The sequence below is a fragment of the Streptomyces sp. NPDC048664 genome (genome assembly GCF_040650555.1).
Taxonomy (GTDB): Bacteria; Actinomycetota; Actinomycetes; order Streptomycetales; family Streptomycetaceae; genus Streptomyces.
In genome coordinates this window covers 178,688-195,174 of record NZ_JBEZHK010000001.1, presented here as the reverse complement: position 1 = coordinate 195,174, position 16,487 = coordinate 178,688, and the positions used below count along the sequence as shown (strand labels likewise).

The following is a 16,487-nucleotide window of genomic DNA, read 5'->3' as shown; positions in this document are numbered from 1 at the left end:
GACAGACACTGGAAGGACAACCATGGACGCCAGGGCCCAGGCGCGGTACATCCGCGTCACGCCCATGAAGGCCCGCCGAGTGGTGGACCTCATCCGTGGCATGAGTGCCACGGAGGCTCAGGCGGTCCTGCGTTTCGCCCCGCAGGCCGCGAGCGTGCCGGTCGGCAAGGTGCTGGACAGCGCCATTGCCAACGCCGCGCACAACTACGACCACACCGATGTCGACAGCCTCTTCATCTCCGAGGCGTACGTCGACGAGGGTCCGACCCTGAAGCGGTTCCGGCCGCGCGCCCAGGGCCGTGCCTACCGGATCCGCAAGCGGACCAGCCACATCACCGTGGTCGTCAGCAGCAAGGAAGGAACCCGGTAATGGGCCAGAAGGTAAACCCGCATGGGTTCCGGCTCGGTGTCACGACCGACTTCAAGTCGCGTTGGTACGCCGACAAGCTGTACAAGGACTACGTCAAGGAAGACGTCGCCATCCGTCGGATGATGACGTCCGGCATGGAGCGCGCCGGCATCTCGAAGGTTGAGATCGAGCGCACCCGTGACCGTGTGCGGGTGGACATCCACACCGCGCGTCCGGGCATCGTCATCGGCCGCCGTGGCGCCGAGGCCGACCGCATCCGCGGCGACCTCGAGAAGCTCACGGGCAAGCAGGTCCAGCTGAACATCCTCGAGGTCAAGAACCCCGAGGTCGACGCTCAGCTGGTGGCCCAGGCCGTTGCCGAGCAGCTCTCCTCCCGCGTCTCCTTCCGTCGCGCCATGCGTAAGAGCATGCAGTCGGCGATGAAGGCGGGCGCCAAGGGCATCAAGATCCAGTGCGGTGGCCGCCTCGGTGGCGCCGAGATGTCCCGCTCGGAGTTCTACCGCGAGGGCCGTGTGCCCCTGCACACGCTCCGCGCGAACGTGGACTACGGCTTCTTCGAGGCCAAGACGACCTTCGGCCGCATCGGCGTGAAGGTCTGGATCTACAAGGGCGATGTCAAGAACATCGCCGAGGTCCGCGCCGAGAACGCTGCGGCCCGTGCGGGTAACCGCCCGGCCCGTGGTGGTGCCGACCGCCCGGCCCGTGGTGGCCGTGGTGGCGAGCGGCGCGGTCGCAAGCCGCAGCAGGCTGCCGGCGCCGAGGCCCCCAAGGCCGAGGCTCCCGCGTCCGCTCCGGCTGAGAGCACTGGAACGGAGGCCTGACCGACATGCTGATCCCTCGTAGGGTCAAGCACCGCAAGCAGCACCACCCGAAGCGCGATGGTATGGCCAAGGGTGGAACGCAGGTTGCGTTCGGCGAGTACGGCATCCAGGCGCTGACCCCGGCGTATGTCACGAACCGCCAGATCGAAGCGGCTCGTATCGCCATGACCCGTCACATCAAGCGTGGCGGCAAGGTCTGGATCAACATCTACCCGGACCGCCCGCTGACCAAGAAGCCCGCCGAGACCCGCATGGGTTCCGGTAAGGGTTCCCCGGAGTGGTGGATCGCGAACGTCAAGCCCGGTCGGGTGATGTTCGAGCTGTCCTACCCGAATGAGAAGATCGCCCGTGAGGCGCTGACCCGTGCGGCCCACAAGCTGCCGATGAAGTGCCGGATCGTCAAGCGCGAGGCAGGTGAAGCGTGATGTCGGCCGGTACCAAGGCGTCCGAGCTGCGCGAGCTGGGCAACGAGGAGCTTCTGGCGAAGCTCCGCGAGGCCAAGGAAGAGCTGTTCAACCTCCGCTTCCAGGCGGCGACGGGCCAGCTCGAGAACCATGGCCGTCTGAAGGCGGTCCGCAAGGACATCGCGCGGATCTACACCCTGATGCGCGAGCGTGAGCTGGGCATCGAAACGGTGGAGAACGCCTGATGAGCGAGAAGAACGTGACTGAGAACGCAGAGGCGCGCGGTTTCCGCAAGACCCGTGAGGGTCTCGTCGTCAGCGACAAGATGGACAAGACCGTCGTCGTCGCCGTCGAGGACCGCGTGAAGCACGCGCTGTACGGCAAGGTCATCCGCCGTACGAACAAGCTCAAGGCGCACGACGAGCAGAACGCCGCGGGTGTCGGCGACCGCGTCCTCCTCATGGAGACCCGGCCGCTGTCCGCGACGAAGCGCTGGCGCGTCGTCGAGATCCTCGAGAAGGCCAAGTAATTCTCCTGCGAGGCACCCCTCGCAGGACAGTTCCGCCAGGCTCCGGGGGCCGCTCTTCTGAGCGGCTCCCGGGGAACCGGCAGACAAACAGGAGATAGACGTGATCCAGCAGGAGTCGCGACTGCGCGTCGCCGACAACACTGGTGCGAAGGAAATCCTTTGCATCCGTGTGCTCGGTGGCTCCGGTCGCCGCTACGCGGGCATCGGTGACGTCATCGTCGCCACCGTCAAGGACGCGATCCCCGGTGGCAACGTGAAGAAGGGTGACGTCGTCAAGGCGGTCATCGTTCGCACCGTCAAGGAGCGCCGCCGTCCGGACGGCTCGTACATCCGCTTCGACGAGAACGCCGCCGTCATTCTGAAGAACGACGGCGACCCTCGCGGCACCCGCATCTTCGGCCCCGTCGGCCGTGAGCTGCGCGAGAAGAAGTTCATGAAGATCATCTCGCTCGCGCCGGAGGTGCTGTAAGCATGAAGATCAAGAAGGGCGACCTGGTCCAGGTCATCACCGGTAAGGACAAGGGCAAGCAGGGCAAGGTCATCGCGGCCTACCCCCGCGAGGACCGTGTTCTGGTCGAGGGTGTCAACCGGGTCAAGAAGCACACCAAGGCCGGTCCGACCGCCAGCGGTTCGCAGGCCGGCGGCATCGTCACGACCGAGGCGCCGATCCACGTCTCCAACGTCCAGCTGGTCGTTGAGAAGGACGGCAACAAGGTCGTCACGCGTGTCGGTTACCGCTTCGACGACGAAGGCAACAAGATCCGCGTTGCCAAGCGGACGGGTGAGGACATCTGATGGCTACCACCACCACCCCGCGTCTGAAGCAGAAGTACCGCGAGGAGATCGCGGGCAAGCTGCGTGACGAGTTCAAGTACGAGAACGTCATGCAGATCCCCGGCCTCGTCAAGATCGTGGTCAACATGGGTGTGGGCGACGCCGCCCGCGACTCCAAGCTGATCGAGGGCGCCATCCGCGACCTCACCACGATCACCGGTCAGAAGCCGGCCGTCACCAAGGCCCGCAAGTCCATCGCGCAGTTCAAGCTGCGTGAGGGTCAGCCGATCGGTGCCCACGTCACGCTCCGCGGTGACCGCATGTGGGAGTTCCTGGACCGCACCCTGTCGCTCGCGCTCCCGCGCATCCGCGACTTCCGCGGCCTGTCTCCCAAGCAGTTCGACGGCCGTGGCAACTACACCTTCGGTCTCACGGAGCAGGTCATGTTCCACGAGATCGACCAGGACAAGATCGACCGCGTCCGGGGTATGGACATCACCGTGGTCACCACGGCGACCAACGACGCTGAGGGCCGCGCGCTCCTTCGTCACCTCGGCTTCCCGTTCAAGGAGGCGTGAGCGAGATGGCGAAGAAGGCTCTGATCGCTAAGGCTGCTCGCAAGCCCAAGTTCGGTGTGCGTGGCTACACCCGCTGCCAGCGCTGCGGCCGTCCGCACTCCGTGTACCGCAAGTTCGGCCTGTGCCGCGTGTGCCTTCGTGAGATGGCTCACCGTGGCGAGCTGCCGGGCGTGACCAAGAGCTCCTGGTAACAACCCACTTGGGTTGATGCCGGGCTCTCGGTAAGCATCTGGGTCGGCAGACGGCCCACCCTCACATGCCTTAGGCTAGTGGGGTTGGGCGTCTGTCGCCCGTACGACTTACTACGCCGTAGGTCCACCGCGCCGCACCCGTCCCGTCTCGGATCGGGGAGAGGGATGGCGCACCAGGAAACCCCGGCGAGAGAGGCCGAAGGCCACTTCATGACCATGACTGATCCGATCGCAGACATGCTTACGCGTCTGCGGAACGCGAACTCGGCATACCACGACTCCGTGACGATGCCGGCGTCCAAGATCAAGTCTCACATCGCGGAGATCCTCCAGCAGGAGGGCTTCATCACGGGCTGGAAGGTCGAGGACGCCGAGGTCGGCAAGAACCTCGTTCTCGAGCTGAAGTTCGGTCCGAACCGTGAGCGCTCCATCGCGGGCATCAAGCGGATCTCCAAGCCCGGTCTCCGGGTGTACGCGAAGTCCACCAACCTGCCGAAGGTGCTCGGCGGCCTCGGCGTGGCGATCATCTCCACGTCGCACGGGCTCCTCACCGACAAGCAGGCCGGCAAGAAGGGCGTGGGTGGGGAAGTCCTCGCCTACGTCTGGTAGCAGAAGGGAACGGAGGAAACAGCTATGTCGCGTATTGGCAAGCTCCCCATCACGGTTCCCGCCGGCGTGGACGTCACCATCGACGGCAGCACGGTGTCGGTCAAGGGCCCCAAGGGCTCGCTGACGCACACCGTCGTGGCGCCGATCGAGATCGCCAAGGGTGAGGACGGCGTTCTGAACGTCACCCGCCCCAACGACGAGCGTCAGAACAAGGCCCTCCACGGCCTGTCCCGCACGCTGGTGGCGAACATGATCACCGGCGTGACCCAGGGTTACGTGAAGAAGCTCGAGATCAGCGGTGTCGGTTACCGCGTGACCGCCAAGGGTTCGAACCTCGAGTTCGCTCTCGGCTACAGCCACCCGATCACCGTCGAGGCGCCCGAGGGAATCACCTTCAAGGTGGAGACCCCGACCCGCTTCCAGGTCGAGGGCATCGACAAGCAGAAGGTCGGCGAGGTTGCGGCCAACATCCGCAAGCTGCGCAAGCCCGACCCGTACAAGGCCAAGGGTGTCAAGTACGAGGGCGAAGTCATCCGCCGCAAGGTCGGAAAGGCGGGTAAGTAAGCCATGGCATACGGGCAGAAGATCCTCAAGGGCGACGCCTACAAGCGCGCCGCGATCAAGCGCCGTCACATCCGGATCCGCAAGCGGATCGCCGGTACGGCGGAGCGCCCCCGTCTGGTCGTGACCCGCTCCAACCGCCACATCGTGGCGCAGGTGATCGACGACCTCAAGGGCCACACCCTGGCATCGGCGTCCACGCTGGACACCTCGATCCGCGGTGGCGAGGGCGACAAGTCCGCGCAGGCCAAGCAGGTCGGCGCCCTGGTCGCCGAGCGTGCCAAGGCCGCCGGTGTCGAGGCTGTCGTGTTCGACCGTGGTGGCAACCAGTACGCCGGGCGCATCGCCGCCCTGGCGGACGCCGCCCGCGAAGCCGGGCTCAAGTTCTGAGCCTGCCGTAGCTAGCGGAAACAGAGAGAGGTAATTCCAATGGCTGGACCCCAGCGCCGCGGTGGCGGTGCCGGTGGCGGCGAGCGGCGGGACCGGAAGGGCCGTGACGGCGGCGCTGCTGCCGCCGAGAAGACCGCGTACGTTGAGCGCGTTGTCGCGATCAACCGCGTCGCCAAGGTTGTGAAGGGTGGTCGTCGCTTCAGCTTCACCGCGCTGGTCGTGGTGGGCGACGGTGACGGCACCGTGGGTGTCGGTTACGGCAAGGCCAAGGAGGTGCCGGCCGCCATCGCCAAGGGTGTTGAGGAGGCCAAGAAGCACTTCTTCAAGGTCCCCCGTATCCAGGGCACCATCCCCCACCCCATCCAGGGTGAGAAGGCCGCGGGCGTCGTCCTGCTCAAGCCGGCTTCGCCGGGTACCGGCGTTATCGCCGGTGGTCCCGTGCGCGCCGTGCTCGAGTGCGCCGGCGTTCACGACATCCTGTCGAAGTCGCTCGGCTCCGACAACGCGATCAACATCGTGCACGCCACCGTGGCGGCCCTCAAGGGTCTGCAGCGTCCCGAGGAGATCGCGGCTCGCCGTGGTCTGCCGCTCGAGGACGTCGCTCCCGCCGCCCTGCTGCGTGCGCGTGCAGGGGCGGGTGCGTGATGGCACAGCTCAAGATCACGCAGGTCAAGTCCTACATCGGCAGCAAGCAGAACCACCGTGACACCCTGCGTTCGCTCGGGCTCAAGCGCCTGAACGACGTGGTCGTCAAGGAGGACCGCCCCGAGTTCCGCGGCATGGTGCACACCGTCCGCCACCTCGTGACGGTCGAGGAGGTCGACTGATCATGGCGGAGCAGAACCCGCTCAAGATCCACAACCTCCGTCCCGCCCCGGGCGCCAAGACCGCCAAGACCCGCGTGGGTCGTGGTGAGGCGTCCAAGGGTAAGACGGCCGGTCGTGGTACCAAGGGCACGAAGGCCCGTTACCAGGTTCCGGAGCGCTTCGAGGGTGGCCAGATGCCCCTCCACATGCGTCTTCCGAAGCTGAAGGGCTTCAAGAACCCGTTCAAGACCGAGTTCCAGGTCGTGAACCTCGACAAGCTGGCCGCGCTGTACCCCGAGGGTGGCGAGGTCACCGTCGAGGGCCTCGTGGCCAAGGGTGCCGTTCGCAAGAACAGCCTCGTCAAGGTCCTCGGCCAGGGCGAGATCTCCGTGGCGCTGCAGGTGACGGTCGACGCCGTCTCCGGCTCCGCCAAGGAGAAGATCACCGCCGCCGGCGGTACCGTCACCGAGCTCGTCTGACCTTTTCAGGCGTCTCGATGACTTGAGCGATCCCGACCGGGGATACCCCAGAATTGGGGTATCCCCGGTCGGTCGTTCCAAGGGGGGCAGTGTCGCCGGTAAGGTGACCTGCACTGCCAACTTTCACAGAGCGCCGCTGTACGGGCACTCAGACCGGCAGTCGTGCGTTATCCCTGTCGTTGTTCAGTCGGAACTCAAGACCACCACCCTTGACGCTGTCGCGCGGGGGTCGCAGGAGGCACCGTGCTCACCGCGTTCGCCCGGGCGTTCAGGACGCCCGACCTGCGCAAGAAGCTGCTCTTCACGCTGGGCATCATCGTGGTGTACCGGGTCGGTACGCACATCCCGATCCCGGGCGTCGACTACAAGAACGTCCAGACCTGTATGGACGTGGCCAGCGCCAACCGGGGCCTGTTCAGCCTGATCAACATGTTCAGCGGCGGCGCGCTGCTCCAGATCACCCTTTTCGCGCTCGGCATCATGCCGTACATCACCGCGAGCATCATCCTTCAGCTGCTCACCGTGGTGATCCCGCGCCTGGAAGCCCTCAAGAAGGAGGGACAGGCCGGCACCACGAAGATCACGCAGTACACCCGCTACCTCACGGTCGCGCTCGCGATCCTCCAGGGCACCGGCCTGGTCGCCACCGCGCGCAGCGGCGCTCTGTTCCAGGGCTGCCCCGTGGCCACGCAGATCGTGCCCGACCAGTCGATCTTCACCACGGCCGTCATGGTCATCACGATGACGGCCGGCACCTGTGTCGTCATGTGGCTCGGCGAGCTCATCACCGACCGCGGTATCGGCAACGGCATGTCGATCCTCATGTTCATCTCGATCGCCGCGACCTTCCCGAGCGCGCTGTGGACCATCAAGCTCCAGGGCAAGCTGGCCGGCGGCTGGATCGAGTTCGGCACGGTGATCGCCGTCGGTCTCGTCATGGTCGGTCTGGTGGTCTTCGTCGAGCAGGCCCAGCGGCGGATCCCGGTGCAGTACGCGAAGCGCATGATCGGCCGCAGGTCCTACGGCGGCACCTCGACGTACATCCCGCTGAAGGTCAACCAGGCGGGTGTGATCCCTGTGATCTTCGCCTCGTCGCTGCTCTACATCCCGAGTCTGGTCGCCCAGTTCTCGGGCGGGAACTCCGGCTGGAAGACCTGGGTGCAGAGCAATCTGACCAAGGGCGACCACCCGATCTATGTCACCGCCTACTTCCTTCTGATCGTTTTCTTCGCGTTCTTCTACGTGGCCATCTCGTTCAACCCCGAGGAAGTCGCGGACAACATGAAGAAGTATGGTGGCTTCATCCCGGGCATCCGGGCTGGTCGGCCGACCGCTGAGTACCTCTCGTACGTGCTCAACCGGATCACCTGGCCGGGCTCGCTGTATCTGGGCCTGATCGCTCTCGTACCGACAGTGGCGTTGGTGGGCTTCGGGGCGAGCGGAAACTTCCCGTTCGGTGGCACGAGCATCCTCATCATCGTGGGTGTGGGCCTTGAGACGGTGAAGCAGATCGAGAGCCAGCTCCAGCAGCGCAACTACGAAGGGTTCCTCCGCTGATGCGAATCGTCCTCGTCGGGCCGCCCGGTGCCGGGAAGGGAACGCAGGCCGCGTTCCTCGCCACGAACCTGTCGATCCCGCACATCTCCACGGGCGACCTGTTCCGCGCCAACATCAGCAAGCAGACGGAGCTCGGCAAGCTCGCGAAGTCCTACATGGACCGCGGCGAGCTGGTGCCGGACGAGGTCACCATCGCCATGGCCAAGGACCGCATGGAGCAGGCCGACGCGCGCGGCGGCTTCCTGCTGGACGGCTTCCCGAGGAACGTGTCGCAGGCCGAGGCGCTGGACGACATGCTCAAGGGCGAGGGCATGAAGCTGGACGCGGTGCTCGACCTGGAGGTCCCCGAGGACGAGGTCGTCAAGCGCATCGCGGGCCGCCGCATCTGCCGCAACGACTCGGCGCACGTCTTCCACGTCTCGTACCAGGCGCCGAAGACGGACGGCGTCTGCGACGTCTGCGGCGGCGAGCTGTACCAGCGTGACGACGACTCCGAGGACACCGTCCGTACGCGCCTGGAGGTCTACCACACGCAGACCGAGCCGATCATCGACTACTACAAGGCCCAGGGCCTGGTGGTCACGATCTCGGCGCTCGGCAAGGTGGAAGAGGTCACCGCGCGCGCGATGGAGGCGCTCCGCCAGAAGCCCGACGGCAAGTAGTCGCCGCCCGCATCACCGCCTTCCCGGCCGCGGTTCCCGTGCGGAGCCGCGGCCGAGTCGTGGGCGGTGGGGGCCGGCCCGGGAGAACCCCCCTGGGCACGCCCGTATCGTTGAAGACATCGTCGTAGACGTCCGTACGCTCCGCAGGTCCAGAAAGGCCCCAGCCGTCATGGTGCAGATCAAGACTCCCGAGCAGATCGCCACGATGCGTGAGGCGGGGCTGGTCGTCGCCGCCATCCATGCGGCCACCCGTGAGGCCGCCGTGCCCGGGGCCACCACCAAGGATCTGGACCAGGTCGCGCGCAAGGTGCTCGCCGAGCGGGACGCCAAGCCGAACTTCCTCGGCTACGGCGGCTTCCCCGCGACGATCTGCACCTCGGTGAACGAGGTCGTCGTCCACGGCATCCCGTCCGACGACGTCGTCCTGAAGGACGGCGACATCATCTCCATCGACTGCGGCGCCATCGTCGACGGCTGGCACGGCGACGCGGCCTTCACCGCGTTCGTGGGCTCCGGTCACGCTCCCGAGCTCGTCGAGCTGTCGCGGGTGACCGAGGAGTCCATGTGGGCCGGGATCGCGGCGATGAAGCTGGGCAACCGCCTGGTCGACGTCTCCCGCGCGATCGAGACCTACATCCGCCGCCAGCCGAAGCCCGGCGGCGGCAAGTACGGGATCATCGAGGACTACGGCGGCCACGGCATCGGCACCGAGATGCACATGGACCCGCATCTGCTGAACTACGTGGAGCGCCGCCGCGGCAAGGGCCCCAAGCTGGTGCCAGGCTTCTGCCTCGCCATCGAGCCGATGGTCTCGCTCGGCACGCCGAAGACCGAGGTACTGTCCGACGACTGGACGGTGATCACCACGGACGGCACGTGGTCCTCCCACTGGGAGCACTCGGTGGCCCTGACCGAGCAGGGCCCGCTGGTCCTGACCGCCGTGGACGGCGGCAAGGCGAAGCTCGCCGAGTACGGAGTGACGGCGGCGCCGGACCCGCTGGGCTGAGGCCGGACCCGCCCGCGTCCTGAACTCGTTCCCGTTCGCCCCCCGCCCGCATAATGATCTTGAGGCTGGGGCAGAGTTCCCCGATTCGTCTTTCCGAGACGCCTGACGTAGACTGACTCGTCGGCTCTCGTGTACCCGCATGTCTGCATGCGGTCAGCGACGCCGATCAAGGTAGTCGATTCGAAGGGCGAAGCGTGGCCAAGAAGCAAGGTGCCATCGAGATCGAGGGCACTGTCGTCGAGTCTCTTCCGAACGCCATGTTCAGGGTCGAGCTCCAGAACGGCCACCAGGTCCTGGCACACATCAGCGGCAAGATGCGGATGCACTACATCCGTATCCTCCCTGACGACCGGGTCGTGGTGGAGCTTTCTCCGTACGACCTGACTCGTGGCCGGATCGTCTACCGATACAAGTAGATCTTGCCCGCACCCCGTGATCCACGGGGCGTGCATCCCGCTTCCCGCGGGGTGGTGGCACTGACCCGGAGAACCTCAATCCCATGAAGGTCAAGCCGAGCGTCAAGAAGATCTGCGACAAGTGCAGGGTGATCCGCCGTCATGGTCGGGTCATGGTCATCTGCGAGAACCCGCGCCACAAGCAGCGCCAGGGCTGACGCAGGACCGCACCCTCTGCCTTCGCAGAGATTCGCGCGACGCGAGCTGAATTTGTTCATACGCAGAACCCGGTCCTGAGCGATCAGGACCGACACCCTCGGTTTCGGAGGCCGGGGACCCAGTTCGTACCTGGTACGGCGGCTGGGGTCCGGTTCTGCGGAAGACCTCCGCAATCAACTGGAGCCATTGAATGGCACGCGTTTCCGGTGTTGACATCCCGCGCGAAAAGCGCGTGGAGGTCGCCCTCACCTACGTGTTCGGCATCGGCCGGACCCTCTCCCAGCAGACGCTGGCGGAGACCGGTATCGACCCGAACACCCGCGTCCGTGACCTGACCGAAGAGCAGCTGGTCGCGATCCGCGAGTACGTCGACAACCACATCAAGACCGAGGGTGACCTCCGTCGCGAGATCCAGGCCGACATCCGCCGCAAGGTCGAGATCGGCTGCTACCAGGGTCTGCGGCACCGCCGCGGTCTGCCCGTCCGCGGTCAGCGCACCAGCACCAACGCTCGTACCCGCAAGGGCCCGCGTCGCGCCATCGCCGGCAAGAAGAAGCCGGGCAAGAAGTAGTCCGCAGCGGACACCTGTCCACGGTCTTCGCTGTAGGACCGACCACCTCCCGTAGGAGTTAGTAGATGCCCCCCAAGGGACGTCAGGGCGCTGCCAAGAAGGTGCGCCGCAAGGAAAAGAAGAACGTCGCTCACGGCCACGCGCACATCAAGAGCACGTTCAACAACACGATCGTCTCGATCACGGACCCGTCCGGCAACGTGATCTCCTGGGCCTCCGCCGGCCACGTCGGCTTCAAGGGCTCCCGGAAGTCCACGCCGTTCGCCGCGCAGATGGCCGCCGAGTCGGCTGCCCGCCGCGCCCAGGAGCACGGCATGCGCAAGGTCGACGTGTTCGTCAAGGGCCCGGGTTCCGGCCGTGAGACCGCGATCCGCTCGCTGCAGGCCACGGGCCTCGAGGTCGGCTCCATCCAGGACGTCACCCCGACCCCGCACAACGGCTGCCGTCCGCCGAAGCGCCGCCGCGTCTGACGCACGGCTCTTCGCTGACGGAGGCTTCGGGCGGTACGGCTCCCGCAGGGGTCGTACCGCCCGTACCCTTGCTGTATCCGCACTCCGCAGAGTGCGGCTTGGTCGGGCGTCAAATAGCGGGCGCCCACGACTGAAGGATCTGATCCACACATGCTGATCGCTCAGCGTCCCTCGTTGACCGAAGAGGTCGTCGACGAGTTCCGCTCCCGGTTCGTGATCGAGCCGCTGGAGCCGGGCTTCGGCTACACCCTCGGCAACTCCCTCCGCCGTACGCTCCTGTCGTCGATCCCCGGCGCTGCTGTCACCAGCATCCGCATCGACGGCGTCCTGCACGAGTTCACCACCGTGCCGGGCGTCAAGGAGGACGTCACCGACCTGATCCTCAACATCAAGCAGCTGGTCGTCTCCTCGGAGCACGACGAGCCGGTCGTGATGTACCTGCGCAAGCAGGGCCCGGGTCTGGTCACCGCCGCCGACATCGCGCCCCCGGCCGGTGTCGAGGTGCACAACCCCGACCTCGTCCTCGCCACGCTCAACGGCAAGGGCAAGCTGGAGATGGAGCTGACCGTCGAGCGCGGTCGCGGCTACGTCTCCGCCGTGCAGAACAAGCAGGTGGGCCAGGAGATCGGGCGCATCCCGGTCGACTCGATCTACTCGCCGGTTCTCAAGGTCACCTACAAGGTCGAGGCGACCCGTGTCGAGCAGCGCACCGACTTCGACAAGCTGATCGTCGACGTCGAGACCAAGCAGGCCATGCGGCCGCGTGACGCCATGGCGTCGGCCGGCAAGACCCTGGTCGAGCTGTTCGGTCTGGCGCGCGAGCTCAACATCGACGCCGAGGGCATCGACATGGGCCCGTCCCCGACGGACGCCGCCCTCGCCGCCGACCTGGCGCTGCCGATCGAGGAGCTGGAGCTCACGGTCCGCTCCTACAACTGCCTCAAGCGCGAGGGCATCCACTCCGTGGGTGAGCTCGTGGCGCGCTCCGAGGCCGACCTGCTGGACATCCGCAACTTCGGTGCGAAGTCCATCGACGAGGTCAAGGCGAAGCTGGCCGGCATGGGCCTGGCCCTCAAGGACAGCCCGCCCGGATTCGACCCGACCGCCGCCGCCGACGCCTTCGGCGCCGACGACGACGCGGACGCCGGGTTCGTCGAGACGGAGCAGTACTGATCGTCCGGGTTCGCCCGGAAGATCACGGCTCTGCCGGGAGCTTCCCTTCGGGGGGCTCCCGGGCCTCCGGGGCTCGCCCCGGATCTCCGACAGGCGACCGCCTGCTCGGATACTGACCCCGGTACCTGACACGGCCGGGGCAGACACCTAGGAGAAACACGATGCCGAGGCCCACCAAGGGTGCCCGCATGGGTGGCAGCGCCGCGCACGAGAAGATGCTCCTCGCGAACCTCGCGAAGTCGCTCTTCGAGCACGGCCGTATCACCACCACCGAGGCGAAGGCCCGCCGCCTGCGCCCGTACGCCGAGCGTCTGGTCACCAAGGCGAAGAAGGGCGACCTTCACAACCGCCGCCAGGTGCTCCAGACCATCACGGACAAGAGCATCGTCCACACGCTCTTCACCGAGATCGGCCCGCGCTACGAGAACCGCCCCGGCGGTTACACGCGCATCACCAAGATCGGTCCCCGCCGTGGCGACAACGCGCCCATGGCCGTGATCGAGCTGGTCGAGGCTCTGACGGTGCAGCAGAACGCCGTCGGCGAGGCCGAGGCGGCGACCAAGCGCGCCGTCAAGGAGTCCGAGGCCAAGGCCGAGGAGACCAAGGTCGAGGACGCGGCTCCGGCCGCCGACGAGGCCGCGGAGTCCAAGGACGCCTGAGGCACACCCTCGCGCTGAGCGGGCCCGCCCCTTCCCGGGGCGGGCCCGCTTTCGCGTACCTGAGAGGATCGTGACGTGAGCGACGAAGTACAGCCCGGGCAGGTCCGCGTCCGTCTCGACCTTTCCTACGACGGCACCGGTTTCCACGGCTGGGCCAAACAGGCCGGCGGCAGGCGGACCGTGCAGTCGGAGATCGAGGACGCGCTGCGGACGGTCACCCGGTCCGCCCGGACCTATGAGCTGACCGTGGCCGGGCGCACCGACGCCGGGGTGCACGCCCGGGGGCAGGTGGCCCATGTCGACCTGCCCGAGGAGGTCTGGGGCGAGCACCACGGGAAGCTGCTGAAGCGGCTCGCGGGCCGCCTTCCCAAGGACGTGCGGGTGTGGGCGCTGCGCCCGGCTCCCAGCGGCTTCAACGCCCGTTTCTCGGCCGTCTGGCGGCGGTACGCCTACCGGGTCACCGACAACCCCGGCGGCGTCGATCCGCTGCTGCGCGGCCACGTGCTGTGGCACGACTGGCCGCTGGACGTGGCGGCCATGAACGAGGCGGCCCGCCGGCTCCTCGGGGAGCACGACTTCGCCGCGTACTGCAAGCGGCGTGAGGGGGCGACCACGATCCGTACGCTCCAGGAGCTCAGCCTGGTGCGGGGCGAGGACGGGATCATCACGGCGAGGGTGCGCGCGGACGCGTTCTGCCACAACATGGTGCGGTCGCTGATCGGGGCGCTGCTGTTCGTGGGGGACGGCCACCGGGGGCCGGAGTGGCCCGGGAAGGTGCTGGCGGCGGGGGTGCGGGACTCGGCCGTGCATGTCGTACGGCCGCACGGCCTCACCCTGGAGGAGGTGGGCTACCCCGCCGACGACCTGCTCGCGGCGCGGAACAAGGAGGCCCGCAACAGGCGGACCCTGCCGGGGGCGGGCTGCTGCTGAGCCGCCCGGCCCCGGCAGGGTCCGGCAGGGTCCTTCGTGCGGCTAGCCGGAGGCCGCGGAGGCCTGCACCTCTCCGCGCCGGCGGATCTGGGTGAACGCGAACTGGGCGAGGTCGTCGCCGGCCGTGAAGACCTTGGCGTCCTTGGCCGTGACGTCCTTGCCGTTCGTGAAGCCGCCGAGCGTGAAGTAGGCGTAGCGGCCGTAGGCGTTCGTGGTGGAGCGGCAGATCGTCGTACGGCAGAACGTGGGCACCCCGGAGCCGGTCAGCGAGGTGAGGATGCTCTTGCCGTTCGCCTCCTGCTTCGCCTTCGTCGCCTTGGCCGTCGTGTCGAAGAGGGCCACTCCGACGGTGACCGCGACGCCGTCCCTGGTGTAGGTGGCGCGGATCATCCGGGTGCAGCCGTTCTTGTCGAGCACGGCGGGCAGGGTGCCCTGCGCGGCGGTCCCGCACTTGGTGGTGTCCGCCGTGGGGCCCTTCTTGTAGACGTTCGCGCCCACCGTCAGCTGGGTGCCGGGGAACAGCGTGTCCGCGCTGATCGGCGCCTTGTCCTTCGTCGCGCTGGAGATGAAGTCCATCGGGTCCAGCGGGGGAGGGGCGGAGGTCGGGGCGAACGACGGGGCGGCCGCGGCGCTCTCGCTCGGGATGTTCGCGGTACTGGGCAGCGCGCTGGCCGGCTGGTTAGAGGCGCGGCCGTCGCCGCCCGCGGAGACGACCCCGACGGCCACGGCCGTGCCCACGGCGACCGTGGCCAGGGCGCCGCCGAGGATCAGCAGCAGCCGGCGGCGCTTCGTGCGGGCCTCGGAGGCTTCGGCGAGGGCCGCCCAGTCAGGTGTGCCGCCGCGGCCGGTGCGCTGCGACTGCTGGGAAGTCGGTTTCCAGGGATCCCACGGGGGCTCCCCCTGCCCATAGCTCATGCGGCGCATCTTAGACGTGTCGTGAGGGGGGTCGGCCCCGGCCGAGGGGACCGTTGCGCAGACGATGCGGGACGACACCGCGAGTGGTGGGATCATCCCGCCTTTTGCCTCCCAGCCCCGGCATATCGCCGCCGGCGCGGGTCGGGACGCGGATCGAGGGGGGAGGGGCGCCGGGCCGATGGCGGCCGCCGTTTTGACCCGTGTGCGTGGCCCCGGTATTCTGACCGTTCGTTGTGTGTATTGGCTTGCTCATTCTCACGTGGGAGGCCCTTACACCGGTCCGCCGGGCCGATGACCAGCGACCAGCACGCGGTATGCGTCACCGCGGTGCGGTCTTGGCTGTCGTGATCGTCTTCGGTGACCTTGTCAGGATCCTCACTGAAGAAGCGAAGGCTACGAACCGTGCGTACGTACAGCCCCAAGCCCGGCGATGTGACGCGCCAGTGGCACGTCATCGACGCCCAGGACGTTGTCCTGGGACGTCTGGCCACCACTGCCGCCTCCATCCTGCGCGGCAAGCACAAGCCGATCTACGCGCCCCACGTTGACACCGGTGACTTCGTCATCATCATCAACGCGGACAAGGTCCACCTGTCCGGTAACAAGCGGACCCAGAAGATGGCGTACCGCCACTCCGGCTACCCGGGTGGTCTGCGCTCCGTCCGCTACGACGACCTGCTGGCGAACAACCCGGAGAAGGCCGTCGAGAAGGCCGTCCGGGGCATGCTCCCCAAGAACTCCCTCGGCCGTCAGATGCTCTCGAAGCTGAAGGTCTACAAGGGTGACCAGCACCCGCACGCTGCCCAGCAGCCGGTGCCGTTCGAGATCACCCAGGTCGCGCAGTAACTCCGCGCCACCCCCTGAAGCCGAAGAGAATCTGAGGAGAATCGTGGCCGAGACCACTGCCGAGCAGCCGCTCGAAGAGATCGACATCGACAGCTACACCACCGAGTCCGAGGTGCCGCTCGAGGGTGAGTACACCTCCGAGTCCATGGCCTCGCACTTCGGTGAGCCCCAGCCGGCCGCCGGCCTGGGCCGCCGCAAGAACGCCATCGCCCGCGTCCGGATCGTCCCGGGCACCGGCAAGTGGAAGATCAACGGTCGCACCCTTGAGGACTACTTCCCCAACAAGGTGCACCAGCAGGAAGTCAACGAGCCCTTCAAGGTGCTCGAGCTCGAGGGCCGCTACGACGTCATCGCCCGCATCGCGGGTGGCGGTGTCTCCGGTCAGGCCGGTGCGCTCCGTCTGGGTGTCGCCCGTGCGCTGAACGAGGCGGACGTCGACAACAACCGCGGCGCGCTGAAGAAGGCGGGCTTCCTGCGCCGCGACGACCGTGCGGTCGAGCGCAAGAAGGCCGGTCTGAAGAAGGCCCGTAAGGCTCCGCAGTACAGCAAGCGCTAATCGCGCCCGCTGGTCG

Annotated in this window: 28 protein-coding genes; 27 read left to right on the top strand and 1 reads right to left on the bottom strand. The window is 67.2% G+C overall.

Annotated elements, in window-relative coordinates; all coding sequences use genetic code 11:
• The first annotated feature begins 22 nt into the window (after nucleotides 1-22).
• The 25 genes from rplV to truA all read left to right on the top strand — a co-directional run bounded on the left by rplV (nucleotide 23) and on the right by truA (nucleotide 14,154).
• Entirely contained in the window at nucleotides 23-370 is a 348-nt protein-coding gene (gene rplV, locus AB0C59_RS00910) for a 50S ribosomal protein L22 (RefSeq protein ID WP_363000146.1), read from the top strand.
• Entirely contained in the window at nucleotides 370-1,191 is an 822-nt protein-coding gene (rpsC, locus tag AB0C59_RS00905) for a 30S ribosomal protein S3 (RefSeq protein ID WP_362999980.1), read from the top strand. Before rplV ends, rpsC begins: the two co-directional genes overlap by 1 nt.
• Nucleotides 1,192-1,196: 5 nt before the next feature.
• On the top strand, nucleotides 1,197-1,616 hold the full coding sequence (gene rplP / locus AB0C59_RS00900; protein ID WP_018564810.1) for a 50S ribosomal protein L16: 420 nt from the start codon (nucleotides 1,197-1,199) through the stop codon (nucleotides 1,614-1,616).
• Nucleotides 1,616-1,840 (top strand): 50S ribosomal protein L29, encoded by a 225-nt coding sequence (gene rpmC, locus AB0C59_RS00895; RefSeq protein WP_007494763.1) that lies wholly within the window; start codon nucleotides 1,616-1,618, stop codon nucleotides 1,838-1,840. Before rplP ends, rpmC begins: the two co-directional genes overlap by 1 nt.
• Nucleotides 1,840-2,124 (top strand): 30S ribosomal protein S17, encoded by a 285-nt coding sequence (gene rpsQ / locus AB0C59_RS00890; RefSeq protein ID WP_018543912.1) that lies wholly within the window; start codon nucleotides 1,840-1,842, stop codon nucleotides 2,122-2,124. Before rpmC ends, rpsQ begins: the two co-directional genes overlap by 1 nt.
• Nucleotides 2,125-2,224: 100 nt before the next feature.
• Complete coding sequence (gene rplN, locus AB0C59_RS00885) at nucleotides 2,225-2,593, top strand: 50S ribosomal protein L14 (RefSeq protein ID WP_003998823.1); 369 nt, start codon at nucleotides 2,225-2,227, stop codon at nucleotides 2,591-2,593.
• Between the two features lie 2 nt (nucleotides 2,594-2,595).
• Nucleotides 2,596-2,919 (top strand): 50S ribosomal protein L24, encoded by a 324-nt coding sequence (rplX, locus tag AB0C59_RS00880; protein ID WP_310764877.1) that lies wholly within the window; start codon nucleotides 2,596-2,598, stop codon nucleotides 2,917-2,919.
• Nucleotides 2,919-3,476 carry a 50S ribosomal protein L5 gene (gene rplE / locus AB0C59_RS00875; protein ID WP_016434630.1) on the top strand — a complete coding sequence of 186 codons (558 nt, stop codon included), beginning with the start codon at nucleotides 2,919-2,921 and terminating at the stop codon, nucleotides 3,474-3,476. Before rplX ends, rplE begins: the two co-directional genes overlap by 1 nt.
• A gap of 5 nt (nucleotides 3,477-3,481) precedes the next feature.
• Nucleotides 3,482-3,667 (top strand): type Z 30S ribosomal protein S14, encoded by a 186-nt coding sequence (locus AB0C59_RS00870; protein WP_003948630.1) that lies wholly within the window; start codon nucleotides 3,482-3,484, stop codon nucleotides 3,665-3,667.
• A 210-nt stretch (nucleotides 3,668-3,877) separates the two neighbouring features.
• Nucleotides 3,878-4,276 (top strand): 30S ribosomal protein S8, encoded by a 399-nt coding sequence (gene rpsH / locus AB0C59_RS00865; RefSeq protein ID WP_007384075.1) that lies wholly within the window; start codon nucleotides 3,878-3,880, stop codon nucleotides 4,274-4,276.
• A 24-nt stretch (nucleotides 4,277-4,300) separates the two neighbouring features.
• Nucleotides 4,301-4,840, top strand: coding sequence for a 50S ribosomal protein L6 (gene rplF, locus AB0C59_RS00860; RefSeq protein ID WP_362999979.1), 540 nt, complete (start codon nucleotides 4,301-4,303; stop codon nucleotides 4,838-4,840).
• Nucleotides 4,841-4,843: 3 nt separating this feature from the next.
• Nucleotides 4,844-5,227: a 50S ribosomal protein L18 gene (rplR, locus tag AB0C59_RS00855; RefSeq protein ID WP_030174556.1), complete on the top strand. Its 384-nt coding sequence runs from the start codon at nucleotides 4,844-4,846 to the stop codon at nucleotides 5,225-5,227.
• Between the two features lie 39 nt (nucleotides 5,228-5,266).
• The gene (rpsE, locus tag AB0C59_RS00850; RefSeq protein ID WP_016645168.1) at nucleotides 5,267-5,872 is read left to right on the top strand and encodes a 30S ribosomal protein S5; all 606 of its coding nucleotides are present in this window, start codon (nucleotides 5,267-5,269) and stop codon (nucleotides 5,870-5,872) included.
• Complete coding sequence (gene rpmD, locus AB0C59_RS00845; protein ID WP_037747988.1) at nucleotides 5,872-6,054, top strand: 50S ribosomal protein L30; 183 nt, start codon at nucleotides 5,872-5,874, stop codon at nucleotides 6,052-6,054. The genes rpsE and rpmD overlap by 1 nt, the downstream gene beginning before the upstream one ends.
• A gap of 2 nt (nucleotides 6,055-6,056) precedes the next feature.
• Nucleotides 6,057-6,512 carry a 50S ribosomal protein L15 gene (gene rplO, locus AB0C59_RS00840; RefSeq protein WP_023547373.1) on the top strand — a complete coding sequence of 152 codons (456 nt, stop codon included), beginning with the start codon at nucleotides 6,057-6,059 and terminating at the stop codon, nucleotides 6,510-6,512.
• Nucleotides 6,513-6,755: 243 nt separating this feature from the next.
• Complete coding sequence (gene secY / locus AB0C59_RS00835) at nucleotides 6,756-8,069, top strand: preprotein translocase subunit SecY (RefSeq protein WP_362999978.1); 1,314 nt, start codon at nucleotides 6,756-6,758, stop codon at nucleotides 8,067-8,069.
• Nucleotides 8,069-8,731 carry an adenylate kinase gene (locus tag AB0C59_RS00830; RefSeq protein ID WP_362999977.1) on the top strand — a complete coding sequence of 221 codons (663 nt, stop codon included), beginning with the start codon at nucleotides 8,069-8,071 and terminating at the stop codon, nucleotides 8,729-8,731. The genes secY and AB0C59_RS00830 overlap by 1 nt, the downstream gene beginning before the upstream one ends.
• A gap of 169 nt (nucleotides 8,732-8,900) precedes the next feature.
• On the top strand, nucleotides 8,901-9,737 hold the full coding sequence (map, locus tag AB0C59_RS00825) for a type I methionyl aminopeptidase (RefSeq protein WP_362999976.1): 837 nt from the start codon (nucleotides 8,901-8,903) through the stop codon (nucleotides 9,735-9,737).
• Between the two features lie 194 nt (nucleotides 9,738-9,931).
• Nucleotides 9,932-10,153 carry a translation initiation factor IF-1 gene (gene infA, locus AB0C59_RS00820; protein ID WP_004927214.1) on the top strand — a complete coding sequence of 74 codons (222 nt, stop codon included), beginning with the start codon at nucleotides 9,932-9,934 and terminating at the stop codon, nucleotides 10,151-10,153.
• Between the two features lie 83 nt (nucleotides 10,154-10,236).
• Nucleotides 10,237-10,350, top strand: a complete 114-nt coding sequence (gene rpmJ, locus AB0C59_RS00815) for a 50S ribosomal protein L36 (protein ID WP_003998809.1) — start codon at nucleotides 10,237-10,239, stop codon at nucleotides 10,348-10,350.
• Nucleotides 10,351-10,541: 191 nt separating this feature from the next.
• Nucleotides 10,542-10,922, top strand: coding sequence for a 30S ribosomal protein S13 (gene rpsM, locus AB0C59_RS00810; RefSeq protein WP_362312182.1), 381 nt, complete (start codon nucleotides 10,542-10,544; stop codon nucleotides 10,920-10,922).
• A 65-nt stretch (nucleotides 10,923-10,987) separates the two neighbouring features.
• On the top strand, nucleotides 10,988-11,392 hold the full coding sequence (rpsK, locus tag AB0C59_RS00805; RefSeq protein ID WP_003956432.1) for a 30S ribosomal protein S11: 405 nt from the start codon (nucleotides 10,988-10,990) through the stop codon (nucleotides 11,390-11,392).
• A gap of 150 nt (nucleotides 11,393-11,542) precedes the next feature.
• Nucleotides 11,543-12,565: a DNA-directed RNA polymerase subunit alpha gene (locus tag AB0C59_RS00800; protein WP_003966937.1), complete on the top strand. Its 1,023-nt coding sequence runs from the start codon at nucleotides 11,543-11,545 to the stop codon at nucleotides 12,563-12,565.
• A 161-nt stretch (nucleotides 12,566-12,726) separates the two neighbouring features.
• Entirely contained in the window at nucleotides 12,727-13,224 is a 498-nt protein-coding gene (gene rplQ, locus AB0C59_RS00795; RefSeq protein WP_362999975.1) for a 50S ribosomal protein L17, read from the top strand.
• Nucleotides 13,225-13,299: 75 nt separating this feature from the next.
• Nucleotides 13,300-14,154 carry a tRNA pseudouridine(38-40) synthase TruA gene (gene truA, locus AB0C59_RS00790; protein ID WP_362999974.1) on the top strand — a complete coding sequence of 285 codons (855 nt, stop codon included), beginning with the start codon at nucleotides 13,300-13,302 and terminating at the stop codon, nucleotides 14,152-14,154.
• A 42-nt stretch (nucleotides 14,155-14,196) separates the two neighbouring features.
• Here truA and AB0C59_RS00785 read toward each other — a convergent pair whose 3' ends face one another.
• On the bottom strand, nucleotides 14,197-15,069 hold the full coding sequence (locus tag AB0C59_RS00785) for a hypothetical protein (protein WP_362999973.1): 873 nt from the start codon (nucleotides 15,067-15,069) through the stop codon (nucleotides 14,197-14,199).
• Between the two features lie 402 nt (nucleotides 15,070-15,471).
• On the opposite strand from AB0C59_RS00785, the gene rplM reads away from it, so the two are divergent.
• Nucleotides 15,472-15,915 carry a 50S ribosomal protein L13 gene (rplM, locus tag AB0C59_RS00780; RefSeq protein ID WP_362999972.1) on the top strand — a complete coding sequence of 148 codons (444 nt, stop codon included), beginning with the start codon at nucleotides 15,472-15,474 and terminating at the stop codon, nucleotides 15,913-15,915.
• A 43-nt stretch (nucleotides 15,916-15,958) separates the two neighbouring features.
• Nucleotides 15,959-16,471 carry a 30S ribosomal protein S9 gene (rpsI, locus tag AB0C59_RS00775; RefSeq protein ID WP_362999971.1) on the top strand — a complete coding sequence of 171 codons (513 nt, stop codon included), beginning with the start codon at nucleotides 15,959-15,961 and terminating at the stop codon, nucleotides 16,469-16,471.
• Nucleotides 16,472-16,487: the final 16 nt, after the last annotated feature.